General features: G+C 40.3%; 21 protein-coding genes and 1 pseudogene. 5 read left to right on the top strand and 17 right to left on the bottom strand.

Annotated features, from left to right (window positions below; translation table 11 throughout):
• Positions 1-8: 8 nt before the first annotated feature.
• The 5 genes from ACH11B_RS00875 to ACH11B_RS00895 all read right to left on the bottom strand — a co-directional run bounded on the left by ACH11B_RS00875 (position 9) and on the right by ACH11B_RS00895 (position 2,654).
• Entirely contained in the window at positions 9-350 is a 342-nt protein-coding gene (locus tag ACH11B_RS00875) for a DUF4133 domain-containing protein (protein WP_404273999.1), read from the bottom strand.
• A gap of 12 nt (positions 351-362) precedes the next feature.
• The gene (locus ACH11B_RS00880; protein ID WP_377613376.1) at positions 363-701 is read right to left on the bottom strand and encodes a DUF4134 domain-containing protein; all 339 of its coding nucleotides are present in this window, start codon (positions 699-701) and stop codon (positions 363-365) included.
• Between the two features lie 29 nt (positions 702-730).
• Positions 731-1,255, bottom strand: coding sequence for a hypothetical protein (locus ACH11B_RS00885; RefSeq protein ID WP_377613377.1), 525 nt, complete (start codon positions 1,253-1,255; stop codon positions 731-733).
• 133 nt (positions 1,256-1,388) lie between these two features.
• Entirely contained in the window at positions 1,389-2,252 is an 864-nt protein-coding gene (locus tag ACH11B_RS00890; RefSeq protein WP_377613378.1) for an RteC domain-containing protein, read from the bottom strand.
• A 156-nt stretch (positions 2,253-2,408) separates the two neighbouring features.
• Positions 2,409-2,654 (bottom strand): helix-turn-helix domain-containing protein, encoded by a 246-nt coding sequence (locus tag ACH11B_RS00895; protein WP_377613379.1) that lies wholly within the window; start codon positions 2,652-2,654, stop codon positions 2,409-2,411.
• Positions 2,655-2,750: 96 nt separating this feature from the next.
• Here ACH11B_RS00895 and ACH11B_RS00900 point away from each other — a divergent pair, with 96 nt between their 5' ends.
• Positions 2,751-2,996, top strand: a complete 246-nt coding sequence (locus tag ACH11B_RS00900; RefSeq protein WP_377613380.1) for a hypothetical protein — start codon at positions 2,751-2,753, stop codon at positions 2,994-2,996.
• Here the strand turns inward: ACH11B_RS00900 and ACH11B_RS00905 are convergent, their stop codons facing one another.
• The 9 genes and pseudogenes from ACH11B_RS00905 to ACH11B_RS00945 form a co-directional block, all read right to left on the bottom strand.
• The gene (locus tag ACH11B_RS00905) at positions 2,997-4,199 is read right to left on the bottom strand and encodes a hypothetical protein (protein ID WP_377613381.1); all 1,203 of its coding nucleotides are present in this window, start codon (positions 4,197-4,199) and stop codon (positions 2,997-2,999) included.
• Positions 4,200-4,212: 13 nt separating this feature from the next.
• Positions 4,213-4,920: a LytR/AlgR family response regulator transcription factor gene (locus ACH11B_RS00910; protein WP_377613382.1), complete on the bottom strand. Its 708-nt coding sequence runs from the start codon at positions 4,918-4,920 to the stop codon at positions 4,213-4,215.
• Entirely contained in the window at positions 4,917-6,110 is a 1,194-nt protein-coding gene (locus tag ACH11B_RS00915) for a sensor histidine kinase (RefSeq protein ID WP_404274000.1), read from the bottom strand. The genes ACH11B_RS00910 and ACH11B_RS00915 overlap by 4 nt, the downstream gene beginning before the upstream one ends.
• Before the next feature lie 11 nt (positions 6,111-6,121).
• Positions 6,122-7,255, bottom strand: a complete 1,134-nt coding sequence (locus ACH11B_RS00920) for a hypothetical protein (RefSeq protein WP_404274001.1) — start codon at positions 7,253-7,255, stop codon at positions 6,122-6,124.
• 54 nt (positions 7,256-7,309) lie between these two features.
• On the bottom strand, positions 7,310-7,438 hold the full coding sequence (locus tag ACH11B_RS00925) for a hypothetical protein (protein ID WP_256377669.1): 129 nt from the start codon (positions 7,436-7,438) through the stop codon (positions 7,310-7,312).
• 961 nt (positions 7,439-8,399) lie between these two features.
• Positions 8,400-9,236 (bottom strand): annotated as a pseudogene (locus tag ACH11B_RS00930) (YhcG family protein).
• A 111-nt stretch (positions 9,237-9,347) separates the two neighbouring features.
• Positions 9,348-10,841, bottom strand: a complete 1,494-nt coding sequence (locus tag ACH11B_RS00935; protein ID WP_377610169.1) for an RNA-binding domain-containing protein — start codon at positions 10,839-10,841, stop codon at positions 9,348-9,350.
• Between the two features lie 214 nt (positions 10,842-11,055).
• Positions 11,056-11,454: a helix-turn-helix domain-containing protein gene (locus ACH11B_RS00940; RefSeq protein ID WP_377610171.1), complete on the bottom strand. Its 399-nt coding sequence runs from the start codon at positions 11,452-11,454 to the stop codon at positions 11,056-11,058.
• A 6-nt stretch (positions 11,455-11,460) separates the two neighbouring features.
• A complete protein-coding gene (locus ACH11B_RS00945; protein WP_377610174.1) occupies positions 11,461-11,853 on the bottom strand; it encodes a helix-turn-helix domain-containing protein in 393 nt (130 codons plus the stop codon).
• 114 nt (positions 11,854-11,967) lie between these two features.
• On the opposite strand from ACH11B_RS00945, the gene ACH11B_RS00950 reads away from it, so the two are divergent.
• The 4 genes from ACH11B_RS00950 to ACH11B_RS00965 all read left to right on the top strand — a co-directional run bounded on the left by ACH11B_RS00950 (position 11,968) and on the right by ACH11B_RS00965 (position 18,274).
• Positions 11,968-12,201: a hypothetical protein gene (locus tag ACH11B_RS00950; RefSeq protein ID WP_377610175.1), complete on the top strand. Its 234-nt coding sequence runs from the start codon at positions 11,968-11,970 to the stop codon at positions 12,199-12,201.
• Positions 12,202-12,266: 65 nt separating this feature from the next.
• A complete protein-coding gene (locus tag ACH11B_RS00955) occupies positions 12,267-15,566 on the top strand; it encodes a SusC/RagA family TonB-linked outer membrane protein (protein ID WP_377610177.1) in 3,300 nt (1,099 codons plus the stop codon).
• A 9-nt stretch (positions 15,567-15,575) separates the two neighbouring features.
• Positions 15,576-16,928 (top strand): RagB/SusD family nutrient uptake outer membrane protein, encoded by a 1,353-nt coding sequence (locus tag ACH11B_RS00960; RefSeq protein WP_377610179.1) that lies wholly within the window; start codon positions 15,576-15,578, stop codon positions 16,926-16,928.
• A complete protein-coding gene (locus tag ACH11B_RS00965) occupies positions 16,928-18,274 on the top strand; it encodes a TlpA family protein disulfide reductase (protein WP_377610181.1) in 1,347 nt (448 codons plus the stop codon). The genes ACH11B_RS00960 and ACH11B_RS00965 overlap by 1 nt, the downstream gene beginning before the upstream one ends.
• Positions 18,275-18,296: 22 nt before the next feature.
• Here the strand turns inward: ACH11B_RS00965 and ACH11B_RS00970 are convergent, their stop codons facing one another.
• The 3 genes from ACH11B_RS00970 to ACH11B_RS00980 all read right to left on the bottom strand — a co-directional run bounded on the left by ACH11B_RS00970 (position 18,297) and on the right by ACH11B_RS00980 (position 20,030).
• A complete protein-coding gene (locus tag ACH11B_RS00970) occupies positions 18,297-18,584 on the bottom strand; it encodes a hypothetical protein (RefSeq protein WP_377610183.1) in 288 nt (95 codons plus the stop codon).
• 34 nt (positions 18,585-18,618) lie between these two features.
• Positions 18,619-19,155, bottom strand: coding sequence for a MauE/DoxX family redox-associated membrane protein (locus ACH11B_RS00975; protein ID WP_377610185.1), 537 nt, complete (start codon positions 19,153-19,155; stop codon positions 18,619-18,621).
• Positions 19,156-19,454: 299 nt separating this feature from the next.
• Positions 19,455-20,030 (bottom strand): hypothetical protein, encoded by a 576-nt coding sequence (locus tag ACH11B_RS00980; RefSeq protein WP_404274002.1) that lies wholly within the window; start codon positions 20,028-20,030, stop codon positions 19,455-19,457.
• Between the last annotated feature and the right edge of the window lie 82 nt (positions 20,031-20,112).

Raw genomic sequence — 20,112 nt, forward strand, 5'->3', positions numbered from 1 at the left:
TCATTTTTTTATTTATGGTTAACGGAATGCGTGTGTGCATTTAAAGAAGTAAATAGACGGCGCGAGCGGAATCGTATGGTGTGGGGCAGCCTTCTCTTTGCCAGATATTTCATCAGGCCGTGCGTTCCGAAGCGGTGGCTTAAATGAAAAACCAATAGAAAATGTGCTGTACCTAGCAACAGGATCAGTGGCAAAACGATCAGCAGGCTAATCCCTATGATGTACAGTAGCGCAAGGAGAATCAGCAGGATGACCAGTCCTATTCCCAGATAGATAATATACTGCGCTTTAAGCCCCTTGAACACCATCGGCTGCGAAACGCCTTTGTTGATGGAATAAATACTGCTCATAATCTGCCCGTATTATACACCGAAAAATGATTTGAGAACAGTAGCCACAATGACCAAAAAGACGCAGCTTCCAAACCACGAAGCGGCCACTTTGTTGGTGTCAGGTTCTCCCGCGTTCCATTTATTGAACACCTTGACGGCCCCTATAATGCCCACCACTGCACCGATGGCATACATCAGGTCAATGCCCGAATCAAAATATCCCTTCACCTTATCGGTTGCCGACTGGATACCCGCGTCCCCGTCCTGAGCAAATAGCGGAATGGACAGTAAAAATTGATAAGTGAAGAAGGTATACAGGGCAAGGAGTATTCTGGCAATAGCCTGTTTTTTTTGATTGTTGCGACTCATATTAGGATGGTTTTAAGTTTCTCTAAAATTTATTCCCAAAGGTTTTCCAGTTCTCTTTCCGAAAGGGGAAAAGGGGCATGTCGGGCAATAAATTCATTAAGGGATTGCTGATTGGAATCGGTACGGATAGCCTTGAGGCGCGGTTTGAATCCATCCATCAGGACAAGGAAATCTGCTTTTGTACCTTCTTCGTCTTTCAGGATCTGAAAAAGCTGTTTCATCTCTTCCAGTAGATCAGGAACGCTACCGAGCATTTTTTCTTTCTGCTCTTCATCCCTTTTCCGGAAAGAGAATTCCTCCATGCCCATCACACTCATCCCTTCGGGAAGTTTGGTTTTCCCCATCAGGTTATCGTCCACGCTTTTCGCTTGCTCTGCATCGAGGTCATCCTCCTTCGTTCCATTGCGGACTCCATTTTCGGCACCGTGTTTTTTACCTGTCAGCAACCTTTTTAATTCTTTCCTGAAAAGGAGCAGGATAATGCTGATATACCATAGGAATGTCAGCAAGGTGGCAGCAAGTAAGAACTCCTGCCATGTGATCTGTTTTAACATAATACTTTGCTTTCAGCTGCACCCAATTGTGCAGCTTTTACGAAGCAAAGTTTGATAGACTGCGGTTTTTTGTTTGACAACCTACCGGGTACTACCCGAAAATAACGGCTAAGCACCTGAAGGACAGGTTGATTTAAAATCGTCTATTTTGGGTGTCGGGGCGGTATGCATCTTCGTCATCCAGTTTTTGGATAATAGCTTTACCCATTTCGTCCATATATTTGGTACGGCTGAGTCGTTTGCGTTGCTTGATTTCGGCGAACCTCCTATATGGGCGCCCTATTTTTACGTTGAACATCACTTCCAGTTTACGGACAATTTCTCCTATCCCTGCCTGACCGTTGTTGAGTTGCCCGGTGCAATACCAGCCATAAGCAGTCTCCAGTAAATTAATGCTTTCTCCTGTCCAAACCATTTCGTTCCCCGCTTCAGTGTCGGTAACATTGTCCTTTCCGTCTATCAGCTCCCTTAGATAGGTGGTCATACGTTCATTGGAAAGAATCTTACCGATGAGATAATCTGCCGGAGTGGAGAAACGTTCGTCGTAGTCAATCCGTACCGGACAGAGCCATGATGGTGGTTCGGTAGACGAACGCATAAACAGAAGGCGGTCGAGGTGGTCTGCTTCAGACCGGTGATAGCTGTAAAGTTCACGGTTGTCGCGGTAGAACTTCTCAATCCCTTTAAGGAGATAACGGTAATACTTCTTAAGCTGATCGGGCGTGCCCTCTGGCTTTGTTAATTCAATCCGTTGTCTGGCTGAATAATAAAGTACCAGACTTATAAACGTAGGTTTTTTAGTCTTAAAAAAAGCTATTTCTTCCTGTTCATTGCTAAAGGAATAATTTACGGTCCTGTTTTTAAGTTCAACGAGGTAAGAACGTGCAGTGAGCAATTTTTTGGCAATTTCAAGCTTATCCGTTATTTCTTCCTGTTCGATCATTGCCAGCTTATCTGAAAGCTGTCGGTAAAGATTATTGGCGATTTCGAGTATCATAAGCAAAAATTCTGGTGCGTTACAAATACTCAGGTTTTATGGAGGGAAATAAAGTGGTGAAGGTGGTGCCGGAATGACTACCTGTATAATATCAAAGCCTGTTTTGGTCCAATTAAAGGTATTGGGTGGTGAAAAATTGAGAAAAAATGTGAAATATTAATCAAACCCTTCGCTAAAGAACTCTTTGGGCGTAACATTAAGTGCTTTCATGACTTTCAAAAGGCTTTTATACTGTAGGTTTTCGCCTGCCTCATAGCGGCCATACTGTGCGCGTGCCAGATCATGGGCGTTGGCAAATTTTTCATAATTGGCATATCCGGCTTTGACTCGGAGCGCTTTAATTCGTTCTCCCAGTTTTCTTAAATCTTCATCTTCCGATGGTGATATTTCCTTTTGCGACATACAAACAAAATAAGCTATAAGGATATTTATATGTTACCATTAATAAGTTACTACTATTTAGATACCATTAATAAGTAGTAAAATATTCTTATTTTTATGGAGATGAATAAAATGTCGGAACTGGAAAGACTAACGGACTTAGAGAACCTTCCTCTGAATCAGCACCCCCTAAGCGCTAGTTTTATTAAAACGTGCAACAAAATTGGATGGCTGACAATGGAAGATATTTTCGGTACCGGACTGAAAAAGGTTGCAGGACATTCAAAGATCAGCGACGAATGGTTTGATGAACTGTTGGCTTACCTGAGAAAGCTTGGGATGTTATATAGGATGAACCCCTGATTAGGGGTACTTGGAATTGATATAGTTCAACAGGGAGGTTAGCACCTGTTTAACTTTGTTGATGATCTGCTGTGAAGGGACTACATCTTTACTCAGTAAACTATGTAGTGCCAGGTGTTCCCTATTGGGTGTTCCGATAAAGTCTGCTATAAAAGCAAATAACATTTTCTTGGTACCGACCACCAGTATTTTCATTTCCAGTAGCACGCGGAAAAAGAAAAGAAGCTGCCGTTCGGTAAGGGAAACCTGAAAATGGTAACGGCCTGTCGCAGGATCAATTGCGCCTACCGGAAATTTTGACCATAAGCTTCGACGCTTGCGGAGCTCTTTACGCTTACGTTTACTGTATATTAAAAGTTGCTGCCTTATGGACGGCGTCTGGTTATCGGCGGCCTGTTTTTTTACTTCAGGGATCATCGCCAACTGGTTTCTGTAAATTAGCCATTGTTCTTCTTTTTTATATTCATCGTCCAGATTTTCCACAGCCTTTGCCATTTTTTCTTTGATAAGATGACAGAAGGGGCCATAATTGAAATTCAGGGTTATCAGCTGTTCGATCAGCTCCCTTTCGTAGCGATCCGAATATTTCAGGTAAGACAGACGTGAAGGCAATTCAGCTGCAAGCCTGATGGCATAATGCCAATGATGCCATTTAAAATAACTCATCATGCTTTTATCGGAAAACCCGGAATAGTAGTTTTGTAGGGAGACGATCAGCTGTCGATCCACGCGATTTTTATATAGCTCTCCCAATAATATGCGTACATTCCTCAAAAAGGTTGTTGACCTGAAATAGGGTATTAAAGGGGGCAGCGGTCTGTCTTCGTGAAAACAATCGGGATAGTGCTGAAATAAGTCTTCCAGAAACCGGATTCCCTGGTTCAGTGCATAGTAATAGACCGCAGCCCGGTAGTTATTCCCGTAAGCTATCTTTATTCTTCTTTCCTTTTCCTGTTCAAGTTTCCTCCACCACTCCTGCATTACATCGGTTATATTGAGTTGGTATTTTCCTATTAATGTATACCTGCTGAACGGCTCATGGAGGACTGTAGCCGAGATATTTGTTTCCAGACTTAAAAAATATTGTTTTATGACCCGTTTATAACACGTGAAGCTCTCTTTATACGTTTCTGATATCAATACCTCATTAATGAGTTCATGAAGGTCATCGGCGCGCACAATTCGGTTCGATCTGGCATACATCTCATGTTGGTGATTAGTGTTGATACAACGTCTTTAGAACATAGTCCTTATATGTTTTTCCGATGATCAGCCCTGTTTTATTTTTCAGTATAACCATACCTTCATCGATCAGGTCAATCATCTTTATAGATATGATATAAGATCGGTGGATTCGTATAAAACCGTCAGTCAGACGCAGTTCGGATTCAACATCGTCCATCCGCATGGAAGTCAATACAAATTCATCATGTTTGTGGAATATCACATCGTTTCCCCTTGCCTCTACATAAATGATGTCACTGAAATCTATCTTCTTTAATTTTCCTTTATGTTCGATCTGTACAAAGATGTAATCGTTTTTTACTGTGGGTAATTCCAATGTTCTGTGCAGTATCCTTTCCTTCAGCTTTTCCACTGCTTTTGCAAATCGATCGAATTGAACAGGCTTTAACAGATAATCCACTGCATCGAGCTCGATACTTTCGATTGCAAATTCAGTATAAGCAGTACAGACGACCACTTTAACCGAAGGGTCAAGCTCGCGCATCACTTCGGTACCCGTCATTTCATCCATTTCCATGTCAAGAAAAACTGCATGAACATTTAGTCTCGGGATCATTTTTAAACCTTCGAGTGGTCTTGTGGCGGTTCCAATCAAACGGATGTCCGGAACCTGGCTTAGGTAACGTGAAATCTGTTCCAGTGCGGCAGGTTCATCATCAATTGCGAAACAGTTTATCATGGTAGTTTATTTGTATCAGCGGAAAAATCAATAAATAACTCAACTGTATAAATCTCATTGTCTTCCGTACGCCTGAGTCTGGCCTTGTCCTTAAAAGCACCTCTCAGTCTCCGCTCCACATTTTTCAGACCAATGTGGCTGCCGGAAGTATCCAATGTTTTGCTGATCCGTTTTTTATTGGAACTATAGAAATAAATTTTATCCCGATTGACCACGATCTTGATCTGCAAGGGATATAGCGGAACTGATAGGTCTCCATATTTGAAAGCATTTTCCACAAGCGTAATAAAGGATAAAGGCGGAATCGAATGCAGATAGCGATCGCCTTCAAATTCAAATACAATATTTTTTCCTTTGCCAAAGCGTCTCCGGTTGATTTCGAGGTAAATTTCTAGATATTCCAGCTCCTTATGCACCGGCACAAGCTGTTTGCCTTTCACCGCATTGTCCAACGAATAACGCATCATCATGGAAAGCAGGTAGATGCTATCGGCCAATGATTTGGATAAAGAAAGTGCTTCTGTATAGATGAAATTTAGTGAATTATGCAGAAAATGGGGATTGACCTGGGCTCTTAAAAATGCCTGTTCATATTCGAACTTTTCCCGTTCCATTTCGTAATGTGCTTTTTCCATCCGGCGTTTGTACGCCAGATTGGCAAACCATTTCAGTATAAAATACACGATAATGGCATAGCTGGCGTATTTGATATAAGGGGAAAGTATATTGCGCAGGTACAGGCTCAGTTTAAACGGTACATCCTCATAATATAATTTAGCCCCAAATAGCGGCAATATTCCATAGATGCACACATAGCCCAGTGCTGCCAGCATAAAGAAAGTGGAGATTACCAATAATATAGCGATCCCAATATTTATTTTCCGGCTTTCGATAAATTTAAAGAGAAAGAAATTACTGTAAAAGATAATCGAATACAACAAGCAGAGAAAAAGTATATGACTGTAGTCGACATAACTGATTTTGGGTAGGTTGTAGATATATACAAACTGGGCATAGATTATCCAACAGATAAAATTGAACAACAGGGGGTGTTTACGGAAAAAAGTGGCCATATCTTCCGGATTTTTTTGTTCATCATTCCACAAGATAAAAAAATTAGGCCATTTTCCGTAAAAAAGTGTGCAAAGGACGTTATTTCCCTGTGCAGCGATCGCATCTAATGATTGCATATTCTCTTTTCTTAGATTTCTAATACAACTCTATTGGTTATGAGATCTTTCATGTGATTCCGCTGCAATAAAGGGACTGTAAAAGGATAATCCCTTCTATAAATCTGTTCCAATCGTTGATATAACCAGCGTTCGATACCGAAACATTGATAATCTCTTTTCCTGAAAAGAAAATATTTGCCGGCTATACTGAAAAAGCTATAGTCCTCTTTATTGAATTTGACCAGCCTTTTCTTTTTCGTTTCTGTGACAATTGGTTCGGATATCTGTTCCGCGATCGGATTGACGATATCAGCATGCTCATGCAAATGCAGCCATGTTTCCCATTGCCAGGGCTTTTCGGAAACTGCGTTCTCAAGATATTTATAGATTCGTGAAATAGCCTGTTCTATAAATATCTGCCTATTGCGCTCCTTATTCGGTAATATTGGAGGAAAAAAACCCAAACAAGGGACAAGCTTCCATTGCCGTGTAGAAACTACAGGATAAATCGGAGTATTACTAATATAAGAAATAAAAGCCGCTCCAGCTCTTATTTTGATCCGTTGGTTAAGAAAAGGGATGGACAAAAGGTTACGGCCTGTAAGGTCATTTCCTGTTCCGGTATTTCCGTCTACATAAACCAAAATATTTTTACCGTCCCTTAGTTCTCTATTTATTCTCAACAGGCTGTTTTTATCATTGGCATTGATCAGATTAAAACCAAGGTGTTCTATTTTTTGGCTGTTATATTTAGAATCAACCAGCTCTGTTTCCCTTTGCATCCCGTCTTTTGAAACCACCAGTACAAATGGAATATCATTTTTTGCCAGGTAATGCCCGATCATCCGGAAAGATCCGCTATGAAAGGTAGCAATTACTCCGGGTCTATTTTTTATATCCTGCAAAGCATAGCCATGAAAGCGAACTTTAAGGTTTTTGGGTACATCTGGGAGTGACTGTTCAAAATAGCTTTGCTGCTGGTTGGTCAACAGTTTAAAGAAATTTGACTCGTGCTCTCCATATTCCATCGATGGAAGAAAATTTCGAAAGCTTGCACTCACCACCTGAAATTTGTACCAGAAGGGGTTTGTAGGTTCTAAAGGAACCTTTATACCACTGATAGCAAAGCTGAGAGTATGACTTTTTACAAGAGCATTCTCCATTTTTTTAATGATTTAGCCCGACGGTCGAAAACCGCCGGGCGGTAAACACTACTTCTATAGTCCCTCATAAGGGATACATTTATCTTCAGTTTCTGCTACCAGCATAACAGCCTCCAATGCGAGCAATGTAATGGGCCGGCTGAAGAGTTTTCCTATCCGGGATTTTCCACTTTTACGTTTCATCTTTTTTTGTATGTATAATTAAACCATTGCCTACTCTGATCAAGGGTTTTCGGTTACGCCCTACCGATGGCCACGGGTTTTCTGGATATCCGATAGCGAATTTCGAGCGTTAGAGAGGTCTGTTCAACTAACTTGGTTTGAATGGCTGGATTCTATATGTGAATGTCGCTTTTCTACATGTGAAGGTTTTGAACATGCATGGTTTGTCATTTAGTGTTGACGGGAATGTAGAACTATCAAATAAGCATTTCTCCGTCATCTGACCCGATTGGCGCGTTTTTGATTTTGGTGTATTGATCAGCCTTCAATGAGATGTCAAGACACCTTGAACTGGATAACAAGTCATGCCAATCAGGTCTTGATAATATCAGATATCCTAATCTTCAAGACTTTTTGGAAAGCACATCTTATTTCGACGAATCTCCATTTGTAATACTTAGAGAGGGGATAGAAAAAGGTGTATAGAACGGATATTGGAATCAGCAAAGGTAAACAACTTAACCAACGAAAATCATTTTGACATATGGTTGTTGGACAACTGGTTTATCAAAAGGAATAATTTGTTATCTTTGTTTTAATAGGTTTAGGTTGAAGCCCCTCATTACGTCCCAAACGTAGCTATAGAGGGGTTTCGTATTTACAATGGCATAGTTTTCTTAATAGTTACGAACCATAATTATGATTTACTGTCGAATATTTTATTCAGTTCTTCTTTAGTATACCCCTTCTTGTCCCAAATAGCATCTGCACTATCTTGTGCGGGTCTAATATAAATTTAGCTATCATACTTTTTGATTCCAGCAATTGGCTTTCAGGTAAATCCACAGAAAATAGTTTGAGCAGTTCTATCTGCACGGCACTTAAGGGTGGTCGTGCGTTTATCTTTGCCATATTGATACCTCCGCGGTCTTGCCTTTTATAACTTCTATTTACTTATTTTATACTAGCCGTGTCATAACTGTCAAGTTCTATCGCCCTGTTCTGCTTTATTCCCGATTTGCTTTTTTGACATTTCTTGATGTAATTTTTCTTTCAGCAATTTTTTACTAGGCAACTGAGTAAGGTATTCTGACACCTTGATACCTGCGTTATCAAGCTGTAGGAGTTCCACTTGTTCGTGGTTACCTTCGGCGCAACGAATCAACCCTAACGGTGTATTTTCACCTTCTTCCATCTCATATCGCTCCAACCACCTCAAATAAAGTTCCATCTGGCCTTTATACATTGCTTTGAAGCGACCTAACTACAGCTCGACGGCAATGAGTCTCTTAAGTTTTCGATGGTAAAACAGCAAATCCAACCGAAAGTCCTCTCCGTCGATAATCATACGCTTTTGACGCTTCACAAAACTAAATCCTTGGCCCAACTCCAGAATAAACCGCTCAAGCTCCCTTAAAATGGCATCCTCGAGATGTTGTTCGCTATAGGTATCTTTCAGATTTAAGAAATCAAGAAGGTAGGGGTCTCTAAAAACTAAATCCGGACTCATTTTGTTTTCGTCTCGGAGTGCCTGTAATTCCTGTTTAATTAATTCATCTGGCAGTTTGCTAATGGCTGTTCTTTCGTAGAGCATGCTACTTATTTTATCACGAAGCGTCTTTACGTTCCATCCTTCAGCTTTACATAATTCCAAATAGAATTCCCGTTGAAGCTCACTTTTCAAGGGTATCAAAGCAATAAAATGTGTCCAACTCAATTGTCGTATTGGCGATATGACAATTTGTTCATCTGAAAATATGATGGCAAATTGAATCATTCGCCTAAGATTCTTCTCAGAGAAATTATTACCGAATCTCATATCAGCAAGTTATGTCCTATTGAATTTTTGACATAAGCTATTGCAGGTTTGGATGTAGAGAATGTCGGTCATGAAAAATACCACATATCTAACAGGTTAGTGGTTGAACGTTCAATTATTTGTTTTCCAATATCCACCAGTTCTCGGTACCCCTCTAAATTCAATTCGATTTTCGTCTTTTAGTGTTTTTATCCACCTTTCTATAGATCGAGCAGGGGCATTCATCTTTTCTACAAAAAAAGGAACCCGATTGCCCGGATTTTCAGCAATCAAAATCAACAGATCGTTTACTCCGCCATTTACTCCGCCACTTACTCCGCCATCGGCTCCTTTGTCATCTCTTAATTCAACAATAAAATCAGGATGCGTGTGCAATGTTACCTGAAAGTAGCTTCTGTCATCATCAGTTTCGAATACAGCATCGGGAGATCCATTTTGCAGCAATGCTCGCTTTATTGTTGGAATACCAGTTGCCTTTCCTTCAGTTAAATCCAATTCTTTAAGAAAATCGCCTAATCTCCTATTTCTATAACGTCGAGGAAATATTGGCCCAGCTTGAAATGCTGAAGTTTTTATGCTTCTGTCAGGACCACCATAGTTTATTATTACAATAAAATTAGGATAAATGCGTATTTCAATAGGCTCCCGCGTCTGATAATCGCGATGATAAAGCGCATTTGCTATTATTTCTTCTAAAGCCTCGTAAGGATAATTCCAGACTCTTATGGTTTCGGCCTGTCCTTTTACCTTCCTTACTTTCTCTTTTAGTACAGTTGTACGCAAATACAAAAGTGTTTGACGAATCATTTGGGGAACAGGCCCATCGATCGGGGCAGCTTCAAAAAATTCGGGATCGTCAGCGCCCTTAGGAAAATGGACTATTTCGACATGTGAATAAGGAAAAAACTTTTCGGGATTTTCGCTGAACAACATTAAGGCAACATTTCTTGGATATTGAAGTTCAGGAGGTCCATAAAGCAATTCCATTTGCCCTAAAATCTCTTTTTTTGAATGCATATCAACCCAATCCAGCAGTCTGCTGTTAATTTGCCTTAGGTGTTCTTTCAACAATGTAAAGGATATATCGTCAATAGATGCATTTGTATTCGGGCGATCATCAAATGGTATTTTATTGGAAATGGAGATTAACTCTTCACGTTGTTGCTTATTCGCTTTGACGCTGCTACCCAACTGCCGAATATAGTAATAATACCGCTTTTCCTTTGCGTTGATCTCGTCCGGAACTTCATAAGGTCTATTCTGACCACTCAGAGCCCAGATTACCAAAACCTTTTTCCCTTGCACATCTTCTATACTTAGTTTAGGGTAATAGGCAGGATTGATTAGATTATTAAACCCTATCATCTCCTTTTGAATCCGATCTATATCATCCTCATCTATCCCTATCGGTGGTAGGATTGGTCTGCCATTTATCTCTTCTATACCTACAATAATATACCCTCCGCCTATGTCATCAAAATCGTTGGCAAAAGCACATATACTCCTATAGATAGCTCCCGGATTCCAGCCTTTTTTATATTCGACTCGGTCGTTTTCTACAGTCCGTCCGGATATTAAATCAAGTATGTTTGTATGAAGAGGCATTAGGTGTGTATTTTACTTTTGGTTCTAGCTCATATCTTTAGGTTTGCAAATTCCCCTATTTATCAGTTGCAAACCACCTGTAATCACTTTATTTATATTAACGTCATTAAAGTGTATAGTAAGGATGCACCAACTACTAACTCCCTTTTTTTATTGTTTCAATTATCTCTTGTTTGAAGTACTTAACCTACAGTAAACAATATTTCGAACCGAGTCATTTGACACTTTTCAAAGCTTCAATCAACTCTTTCCTAGCCGCCTGTAATTGCCTTTCAAACATTTCAATGGTTTCTTTTAATGGATTATGAATATTCTCAATATTTGAACTTATATTGGTTGCCGTTACGCCACAGTTTTCGTAGAAGTTGTTTGTGTTATATAAAACCTTCTCTTCTGAGAAATCCCGTAATCCCTCGAAGGTTACTTCAAGGGCCTTAGCTATCTCTTTTAGTTTTTCATCACTGATATTTTCAGATTGTTCGAGCTTAGAAACTGCTTGCTTAGTTACTCCTAATTTCGATGCTAAATCTGATTGAGTCATTCCACGTAACTTTCGCAACCGCTCCATCTTTAAGCCTTTATGTAATGATGTCTTGTTAGCGTTGATTTCCATTGCGCTTTATTTTGATTGCTGCTTAATAAATTCTAACTTCTCCTTTTCACTTGCCAATAGTCTTTCATATAATTCTACAACTTTTTCAATTGGATTAAAAACTTGATGTATTCCATGTCCAGTATCTTTTATTTCGACATTCTCTAGTTTGTTATCAATGCTGTAAAAGGCATACGTTTCGTCGAAGGACTTTATGACTTCTGGCGAGATATTTAACGCTTCCGCAATTTTTGCTAAAATCTCATCTGCCACAGTTTCAGAATTTTCTATATCGGATATTTCACGTTGTGAGAATCCGGTTTCTATTGCAAGAGCTTCTTGCTTTATTCCTTTTAAATTGCGAAGTTTCGAAATATTCTTGCCGATGTGTGTTCTACGTGGTTTAAAATATGTATCCATAATTTTCGTTTTCACAAATATAATAAAAGTCAACCTAAAACAAATAAAAATCAACCTAAAATATTATAACATTTGTATCAATTGTCTTTTCTTTGCTATTCCTAACAATAGATTATGAAAAAGCAAAAGACACCTAAATCGATTAAAGCCGTCTTAAGAAAGGTCAAGGGTTGTCTTCAGTTTAAGCTCTTCCCATACCAACCAACTAAATTTTATCCGGTAGTAACTCTCGTTGACGATGAAGAAATTATCGTCAGCACTTCAGATTTCAATCTACCAATTCAATGTGCTGAGAAAAAAGGCACTAAAAAGAATCTATACAAGAACCTTATTAAATCTCCTGTTTAGCCCTCTTCCCCTTCTTTCCAAAAAGAAGTTCAACCTAATTTTTAACCAAACCGTAATCACAGAAAATGAATTTAACGCTCATAAGGGGGTTGCTGTGCCCAAAAGGCGAGCTATCGGCTTTCGGCAATCGGCTATCAGCTAAATCCCGATTCAAGAAAAACAGTACTAATAAAAGAAATATCACCAATCTCCACACTACTGTCCGTCCACATTTTTTGGGACGAACGACCGTGTGCAGGGACCAACGACATAAGATCATTGTGAATCACACTTTAAAGGTTGCCAATAGATACCCATATAAAACAGGCATAAAGATGGGTTTGAACGGAGTGGTCTTGCGCGCCCCTAAACCTTACGCCTTTTACCTTATAACCTTAAAGATTTTGTTCTGTGTTTGTTTGGCACACGCCCGGCAGTCCTCCTTTCCGGAGGCTGCCACCGGCGTGGCTTTACGGCAATATGTACTTAAGGGCAAAGTGTTATCAGCAGTTAATAATGATCCACTTACGGGATCAACTATAAGTATTGTTGGCAATAACATTTCTACGAAGACGGAACCAAATGGAAATTTTATTATCAAGACTGCTTTGACAAAAGGAACATTACGTATATCACATATGGGCTATAGAAGCAAGTCCCTACCTTTCTCAATTAGCGACGATGATGAATATATCGTCGCTCTTTCTCCTGAAGAAAATGTGCTCGATGAAATTCAAGTTATAGGTTATGGAGAAACCAGCAAACGTTTTAATACGGGAAGCGTTTCTTCCATCTCCGCAAAAGAAATTGACCAACAACCCGTAACAAATGTATTATCGGCCCTGTCCGGCAGGATGCCCGGTGTGTTCGTACAGACAACAAACGGGTTACCTGGTGGCAATATAAGCATTCAGATCAGGGGCAAGGGTTCAATTGCCGCGGGAACAAGTCCACTATATATAATCGACGGCGTGCCTTTCAATTCCTCAGTCGGCAATTTAACGTCAATCAGTGTCCTGTCTACCAGTGCGATCAATGGTCTTGCCAGTCCTTTGAATGCCATCAACCCAAACGACATTGAAAGCATTACTATTCTAAAAGATGCTGACGCTACTGCTATTTATGGAAGTCGCGGAAGTAACGGGGTGGTACTAATTACTACAAAAAAGGGGAAGCAAGGAAATACGAAAATAGCGATCGACATATCAAATGCCCTGAACCAAGTGGCAAACCTTCCCAAATTACTAAACATGGAAGAATATCGGACTATTCGGGAGGAAGCCTTTACAAACGATGGAAGATCGCCTTCATCGGATCCGAATTCAGCTGATTATGCGCCGGAGCTGACCGTTTGGAACGACACGCTAAATCGAAATTGGCCGGAATTTTTACTCGGCGGCACGGGCAGTATTACCAACCTATCTGCAAGAGTCTCAGGAGGGAACGCTCAAACCCAATTTACAGTTAACGGAAACTATCGAGCGGAAAGCACCTATCTTCCGGGCGACAACAAATACGCAAGAGGAAGTTTGGCCACCAACATTCAGCATCAATCCGCTAATCAAAAATTTCAGGTAAATTTATCAAATTTTTTCACGCTGGATAATAACAGATTGGTCAACCCCTCCTCCAATACATACTTCAATTTAATGCTCCCTCCGAATTATCCCATCTATAACGAGGATGGGAGTTTCAACTGGCACAGTTCGAACGTGGTTGCGGAGATGAATGCCTATTCCAAGTCGAAGAATGACAATTTTTTAACCAATATTCAGCTTAAGTATAACCTTGACGAAGCGATTAATGTTGCAGTAAGTGCCGGTTATAACAGGATCAATTTTGTGCAGCGACAGGTTTTTCCAGGTATCGCGCTGTACCCCGGGTCAATCAATTATACCAATTTTGGTAATAATGGCAATAACTCGTTGATCATAGAGCCTCAGATTAATTATACGAAACGCTTCGGTTCGTCCAATTTAACTCTCATGCTGGGCGGAACATATCAGAACAACAATTCGTCAGGTGAATTTATCAGAGCCAATAATTTCAGTACAGCCAGTTTAATGGAGAACCTAGCCTCAGCAACAGATTATTTGCTTTCCAACAGTTTCTCACAATACAGATATGCCTCGGTATTCGGTCGCGCTACTTACAGTCTCAAAGAAAAGTACGTTGTGAACGGTGCCATACGGAGAGATGCATCTTCCAGATTCGGTCTCAACAACAAAATCGGAACATTCGGCGCCGTAGGGATTGCATGGCTGTTCAGCGAAGAAAGGTTTTTAAAATCCAGCGGCATTTTAAGCCATGGAAAGCTCCGTGCCAGTTTCGGCACGACAGGAAATGACCAAATAAGCGACTACCAATATCTTTCTACCTACGGCAATTCCAGCTACCAATATGAAGGCGTTGCTGCACTCGCGCCCCTGCGTATCGCCAATTCGAATTTCCGTTGGGAAAAGACCAAAAAAATAGAGATGGCCGTTGAAGTGGGGCTGTTCAAGGATAGGCTGTTAATAAATGTCAACCGATACATGAATACAAGTAACAGCCAATTAGTTGCGTACACGATACCTTCTATGACGGGTTTCACCAGTTATCAGGCAAACCTGCCCGCTAAAGTAAGCAATTCCGGATGGGAGGTAGAAGTATCGACCAATATAATAGCAACCGATCGGTTTAGGTGGACATCCACTTTTAACATTACTATTCCCAAGACTGTACTTAAGGAATTTGACAATTTAGAAAATTCAAGTTATGCAAGAACTTTTGTAATAGATGAAGATATTTCAAGAATTTATGGATACAAGTTTACCGGTTTGGATGAAAAAGGAAAACCTTTATTTGAAACTATTTCAGGTGAGCTGACATCGCTACCTTCCTCCGCTACAGATGCGTTTTTCACAATTGGGAAGCAAACACCGGATTATTATGGAGGTATCGGGAGTAATTTATCATTCGGCAAATGGACGGTCGATATCTTCGGACAGTTTGCCAAGCAAATGGCTATGGGAGGTTTGAATTATACACCGGGATCGTTTTATAATGGCTTTTCAACCATTCTGGAAAGATGGACACCTGAAAATACCGTCACAGATATGCCCGCTGCTTCCACCAATAATAACTCGCGGTTCAGGCAATCTTCAGGTAATTTCTTTGATGCGTCGTATTTCAGGTTGAAAACGATTGGTTGTTCCTACGACTTCGGCCGGATCTTTTTTAACAAAATCGATAACCTGACAATTTATGCGCAAGCACAGAACCTGGTTACATTATGGGATAAGAGATCGGCGCTATTAGATCCTGAGTCAGGAGCCTTAACAACGTCCGCAAACAACTTACCACCCACGCGTACGCTTTTGCTCGGGATACGGGCTTCATTTTAACCTCTTGATATGAAAGCAAACATAAAATTTATCCTATCATTATTTATCATTGTCTTCTCCGGATGCGAGAGATGGGTGGAAATAAATACACCCGAGAACCAGCTTACCACAGACAAGGTATTTGCTGACACGGCTACGCTGAACGGGGCCGTCGCAAACATGTATGATCAGTTCAACCGTTCTATAGACGTCTCTTACAATAAGTACATGGGTCTGTACACTGATGAGCTCCAATATCAGGGATCAAACCAAGAGGTGCTGGAATTTTATAATGGAAATATTCTTGCAGCCAATTCTATGATATTGAACATATGGAGCAGGCTTTATGCTGTTATTTACCAAGCGAATGACATCATTGAGCAGCTCACAAATTCTTCCTCTATTCCTTCGCAGATTTCCACGAAAGCGATCGGGGAAGCAAAATTTATTAGGGCATTTGCCTATTATTACCTGGCCAATACGTTTGGGGATGTCCCTCTTATCCTCACTACCGATGTTACCCTGAATGCATCGAGTGCAAGAACCGAATCGTCAGAGATCACTAATCAGATAGTTAACGACCTCACCGAATCAAAGGTGTTACTTTCGACCAGTCCTGACGGACCACTTTCGCGAACAAGGGCAAATCGATGGGCAGCCACGGCACTGCTATCGAGACTGCTTATACAACAGGAAAAGTGGGAAGAAGCTTACTCTGCTGCCAGCGAAGTGATCAATTCGAAATATTTCACTCCTTTATCAGATCTGTCTGTTGTTTTCCGATCCGGCAGTAGAGAAACCATTTTCCAATTCTGGACACAGAACGGGTTCATTCAGGATGCGACGAACCTGATAGCACTTTCCGGGGTACCGGCATATCCCTTGTCCAGCGGTTTAGTGCAGACTTTCGAAGAGGAAGATCAAAGGAAAGTTAACTGGACGGGAACGATTACAGCAAACGGAACAACCTACTATTATTCTTACAAATACAAAAATCGTTCGTCAGGCAGCACCTCTTTTCCCGAGTACCTCATTGCCCTTCGTTGCTCGGAACAATATTTAATAAGAGCCGAAGCAGAACTACACCTAGGAAATACCGCGGGTGCAATAGACGATATTAATACAATACGGGTACGGGCCGGACTTTCTTCACTTCCCGCTGATTTAAACAGCCAAGAATGCTTCAAGGCGCTGGAACAAGAAAAGAGAGTAGAGATGTTTATGGAATGGGGCTATAGGTATATCGACTTAAAGCGTACAGAGCGCATTTATAATGTGATGAGCCAATATAAGCCAAATTGGACCGAACATTCTGATCTTTTACCCATACCTCAGCGTGAAATCAATGTCAATCAAAATTTAACTCAAAATCCCGGATACTAATGAAAAAACTAACATTGATAATCATGCTTTCCTTATCTCTGAATAATCTGTTACATGCGCAGAATAGAGCAGTGCCTAGCCTGAAAATCGGGGACAAGGTTCCACAGATCGCTCTTAAGGGCTTTTTAGGCAAAAGGGAAGCAAAAGATCTGAAAGAATTTTACAAGGGGAAGGTATTGATTATTAATTTTTGGGCGTCATGGTGTGTACCGTGCCTAAAGGAATTGCCCATATTGGATTCGCTGGCAAAGGTGAATGCAGATAAACTAAATGTTATTTCCGTTACTTATGAATCCAGGGACCATACAGTATCGTTTCTGGAAAAACACCCTGATTTAAAACTGAAGAGTGTAGCGGTTCTTCTGGGAGATTCCGTATTACACCAAATTTTCAGTCATCGGATCATTCCGCATAACGTTTGGATCGATAGTTCAGGAACAGTACGGAATATTACCGGCTCGGAAGGGATAACCCAATCAAATATAGACCTGCTTATTGAGGGCAAATCATCTCTGACCAAAAACAAGAATGACGCGATTGGTTTCAACTTTAATGAAACGTTCCATAAAGGCGATTCAAATTTTATTTCAAGGTCTATTTTGACAGGTTACATGGAAGGAATTCCGGGAGGGCTTTCTTATCGGAGATCTTGGAATCCTAAAAAGCGTGAGATAATTCGTTTCTTTTCCTTTAATGTTTCGCTCTCTCATTTACTTTGGTCCGTAGTCGGTATGGAAAAATCCATTCGGAACTACTACCACCTTATGCGGATAGAAACCAAGGATTCGACCAGATACTTCTGGCCGAGTGAGTGCCCGGAATCGTTTAACCGATCGAAGTATAAAACCAAGGCAAATTGGATGAAGGATAATCTATACTGTTACGAACTGACACTCCCAAAACCATTTCAGGATACCGCTTTTTTTGACTTTATGTTGAATGATCTGAAACGGGTATTCAAATTTGATATTGAAAAAAGACGGGAAAAGATATTGTGCACAAGCATTTACGTAAAGGAGAGCGGGTTACTGAAAGCATCAAAGGCCGATACTTCTTATATTCAGGTGAATTCAGATGGGTTAACGGCAAAACGTGTTTCTCCAGTAGAATTATTCCATTACATAAACGAAAAGGTAAAGCCAAATCTCAATAGCATACCTGCTGACCCGCCTTTTATCGATAAAACAGAACTAAAATTTCCGATTGATGTGGCTTTAAGATTTGACAATGGTCGTCTTCCAAGCTATCAAGAGATTAAAGGTATATTAGAAAAGAGATATGGTTTTAATACGAAATTGGAAAAACATAAATATCCAATAACCATTATAAGAGATATGGAGCCCTAAGACTCCATATCTCAAAGTAGTGTTATAGGCCAAAATTCAATGTAGTGGCATCTGGCCCCGGACCACTAACCTTCTCGCCGTTAGCGCAGACATTGGCGCCATTTTCGCAGCCGTAATGATCGATCGCTTCCTGAGTGGTTGCGTTTTGCAAAGACGAGCTGGGATTTTCAGGCGCAATGCTTGTACTTTCCCAGTCATACCTAGTCTCCTGAGCATTTGGTTGGTTCGCGAGTTCTGTTGCTACCGCAATTGAACTTCCCAACAAGAATGCTCCTAAAAGGATGTTTGATTTTGAACTTAACTTTTTCATAATTTTAAAGTTTTAGAGTGAAAAAATATGTGAATTATGGTTTGTTATTTTTGTTTGGATATTTTCCTCTATGCCAATAAATCGACAGTAGTAAAAGCACAATTACAGAAGCGTTAAAAAAAAGGTGCTGCTCCCAACCCATTCGGGATAAAATCCCGCCACACGTACAAGGTAGGGTAATTCCGGTCCTGACGGAAACAACTTTCATCCATGTAATATAAATTTCGAATAAAACCATCAGCACAAATGAGGCTTTATAGGCCAACAACCTTGTTTTTTCCTTATAGAGCATTACCACCAGCGCCAATTCGATCCATGGAAGAACCCTGCCAATAACCGGTGCCATAGTTTTCATAAAAGGAACGGGAGCAAGCCGCATTTGAAACACAAATTTTTCATAATCTAGCAGTTTGCTTACAGCGGTATACGAAAATAAAATGATGACAAATACAACTGTGCCAATCATAAGTATTTCTTTCCAGTTCCATGAGCGAATGGCTTCCCATAAGTGCCGGAACTTGCCGTTAAGTCTGCATAATAGATTATTTTTTTGAAATATTGCCACTTTCATTATCTGTAATCTTATATGATAAAGTTCTGAAAGTGAGAAATAAATCTTTGTATCAGTTTTCGAAAATTTTTGTCGGATAGGAGATACGGTTTTGTCGTAAAAGACACAGACTCTTGTCGCAAAAGCGACAAATTTTAGGTCATTAATCACGCTTAAGCAGCCTTTACATTCAACTATAGCAGTTTTGAAAGAAATGTAGCGCGGAATAAAATTGTTTCACCCCATAAAAATAGCCGATGTAAAAATCTGCTTATTTTTGGCTTGATATAGAGAAAATCATCGATTTTACAGTAGAGGTTTTATTTGATAATCTTGTACAGATATCTCCTGTCAATTTGTAGGTATTGAGCCTGTTGTTCAATGGTCAGTTTTCTGGCAAGATCAGGATATTCCACAAGAAAGTAGTTATATCGGTCTGTTGCATTTTTAATTCGCAGCATGATCTCTCTTCCGGCACCTTCCACTACGGCCTCTTCATAAATTTCCAGCAGCATTCTGTACATATTGATGTTGTTGCGTGCAATGGCATCTGCGCGTAAAAGGTTAAGGGCGTATCCTTCTGTATCATTTAAAACCTGAATAAGTTCCTCTTTTTTTGTTCCGGATAGAAAGCCATTACCCGGCACTATAAAACCTTTGTCGATTATCCATAAGCAGTAGTCTCCACTGGATTTAGAAACCACACTTCTTACCAGACCACCTGTGATATAATAAAGATATGCAGTAGAAATACCTGTAGGATAGGAAATCACCCAGCTTCGTTTAAATGAAATTGGGGAGAAGAGATCCTCTAACAACACGATGGTCTTTTCGTTAGCTGTTTTTAGGGATTGTAGTCTTTGTCGTAATTCCACCATAGCCTGAATTTTATTCATAAAGGAAAAATTATTTTTTCAATAAAATGGGTGGTGAGGGTGGCGCGGATTAACCACCCATTTTACAATCGATTAAAAAAGT

The sequence above is a fragment of the Olivibacter sp. EAT-5 genome, from assembly GCF_044784325.1.
Lineage (GTDB): Bacteria > Bacteroidota > Bacteroidia > Sphingobacteriales > Sphingobacteriaceae > Olivibacter > Olivibacter oleidegradans.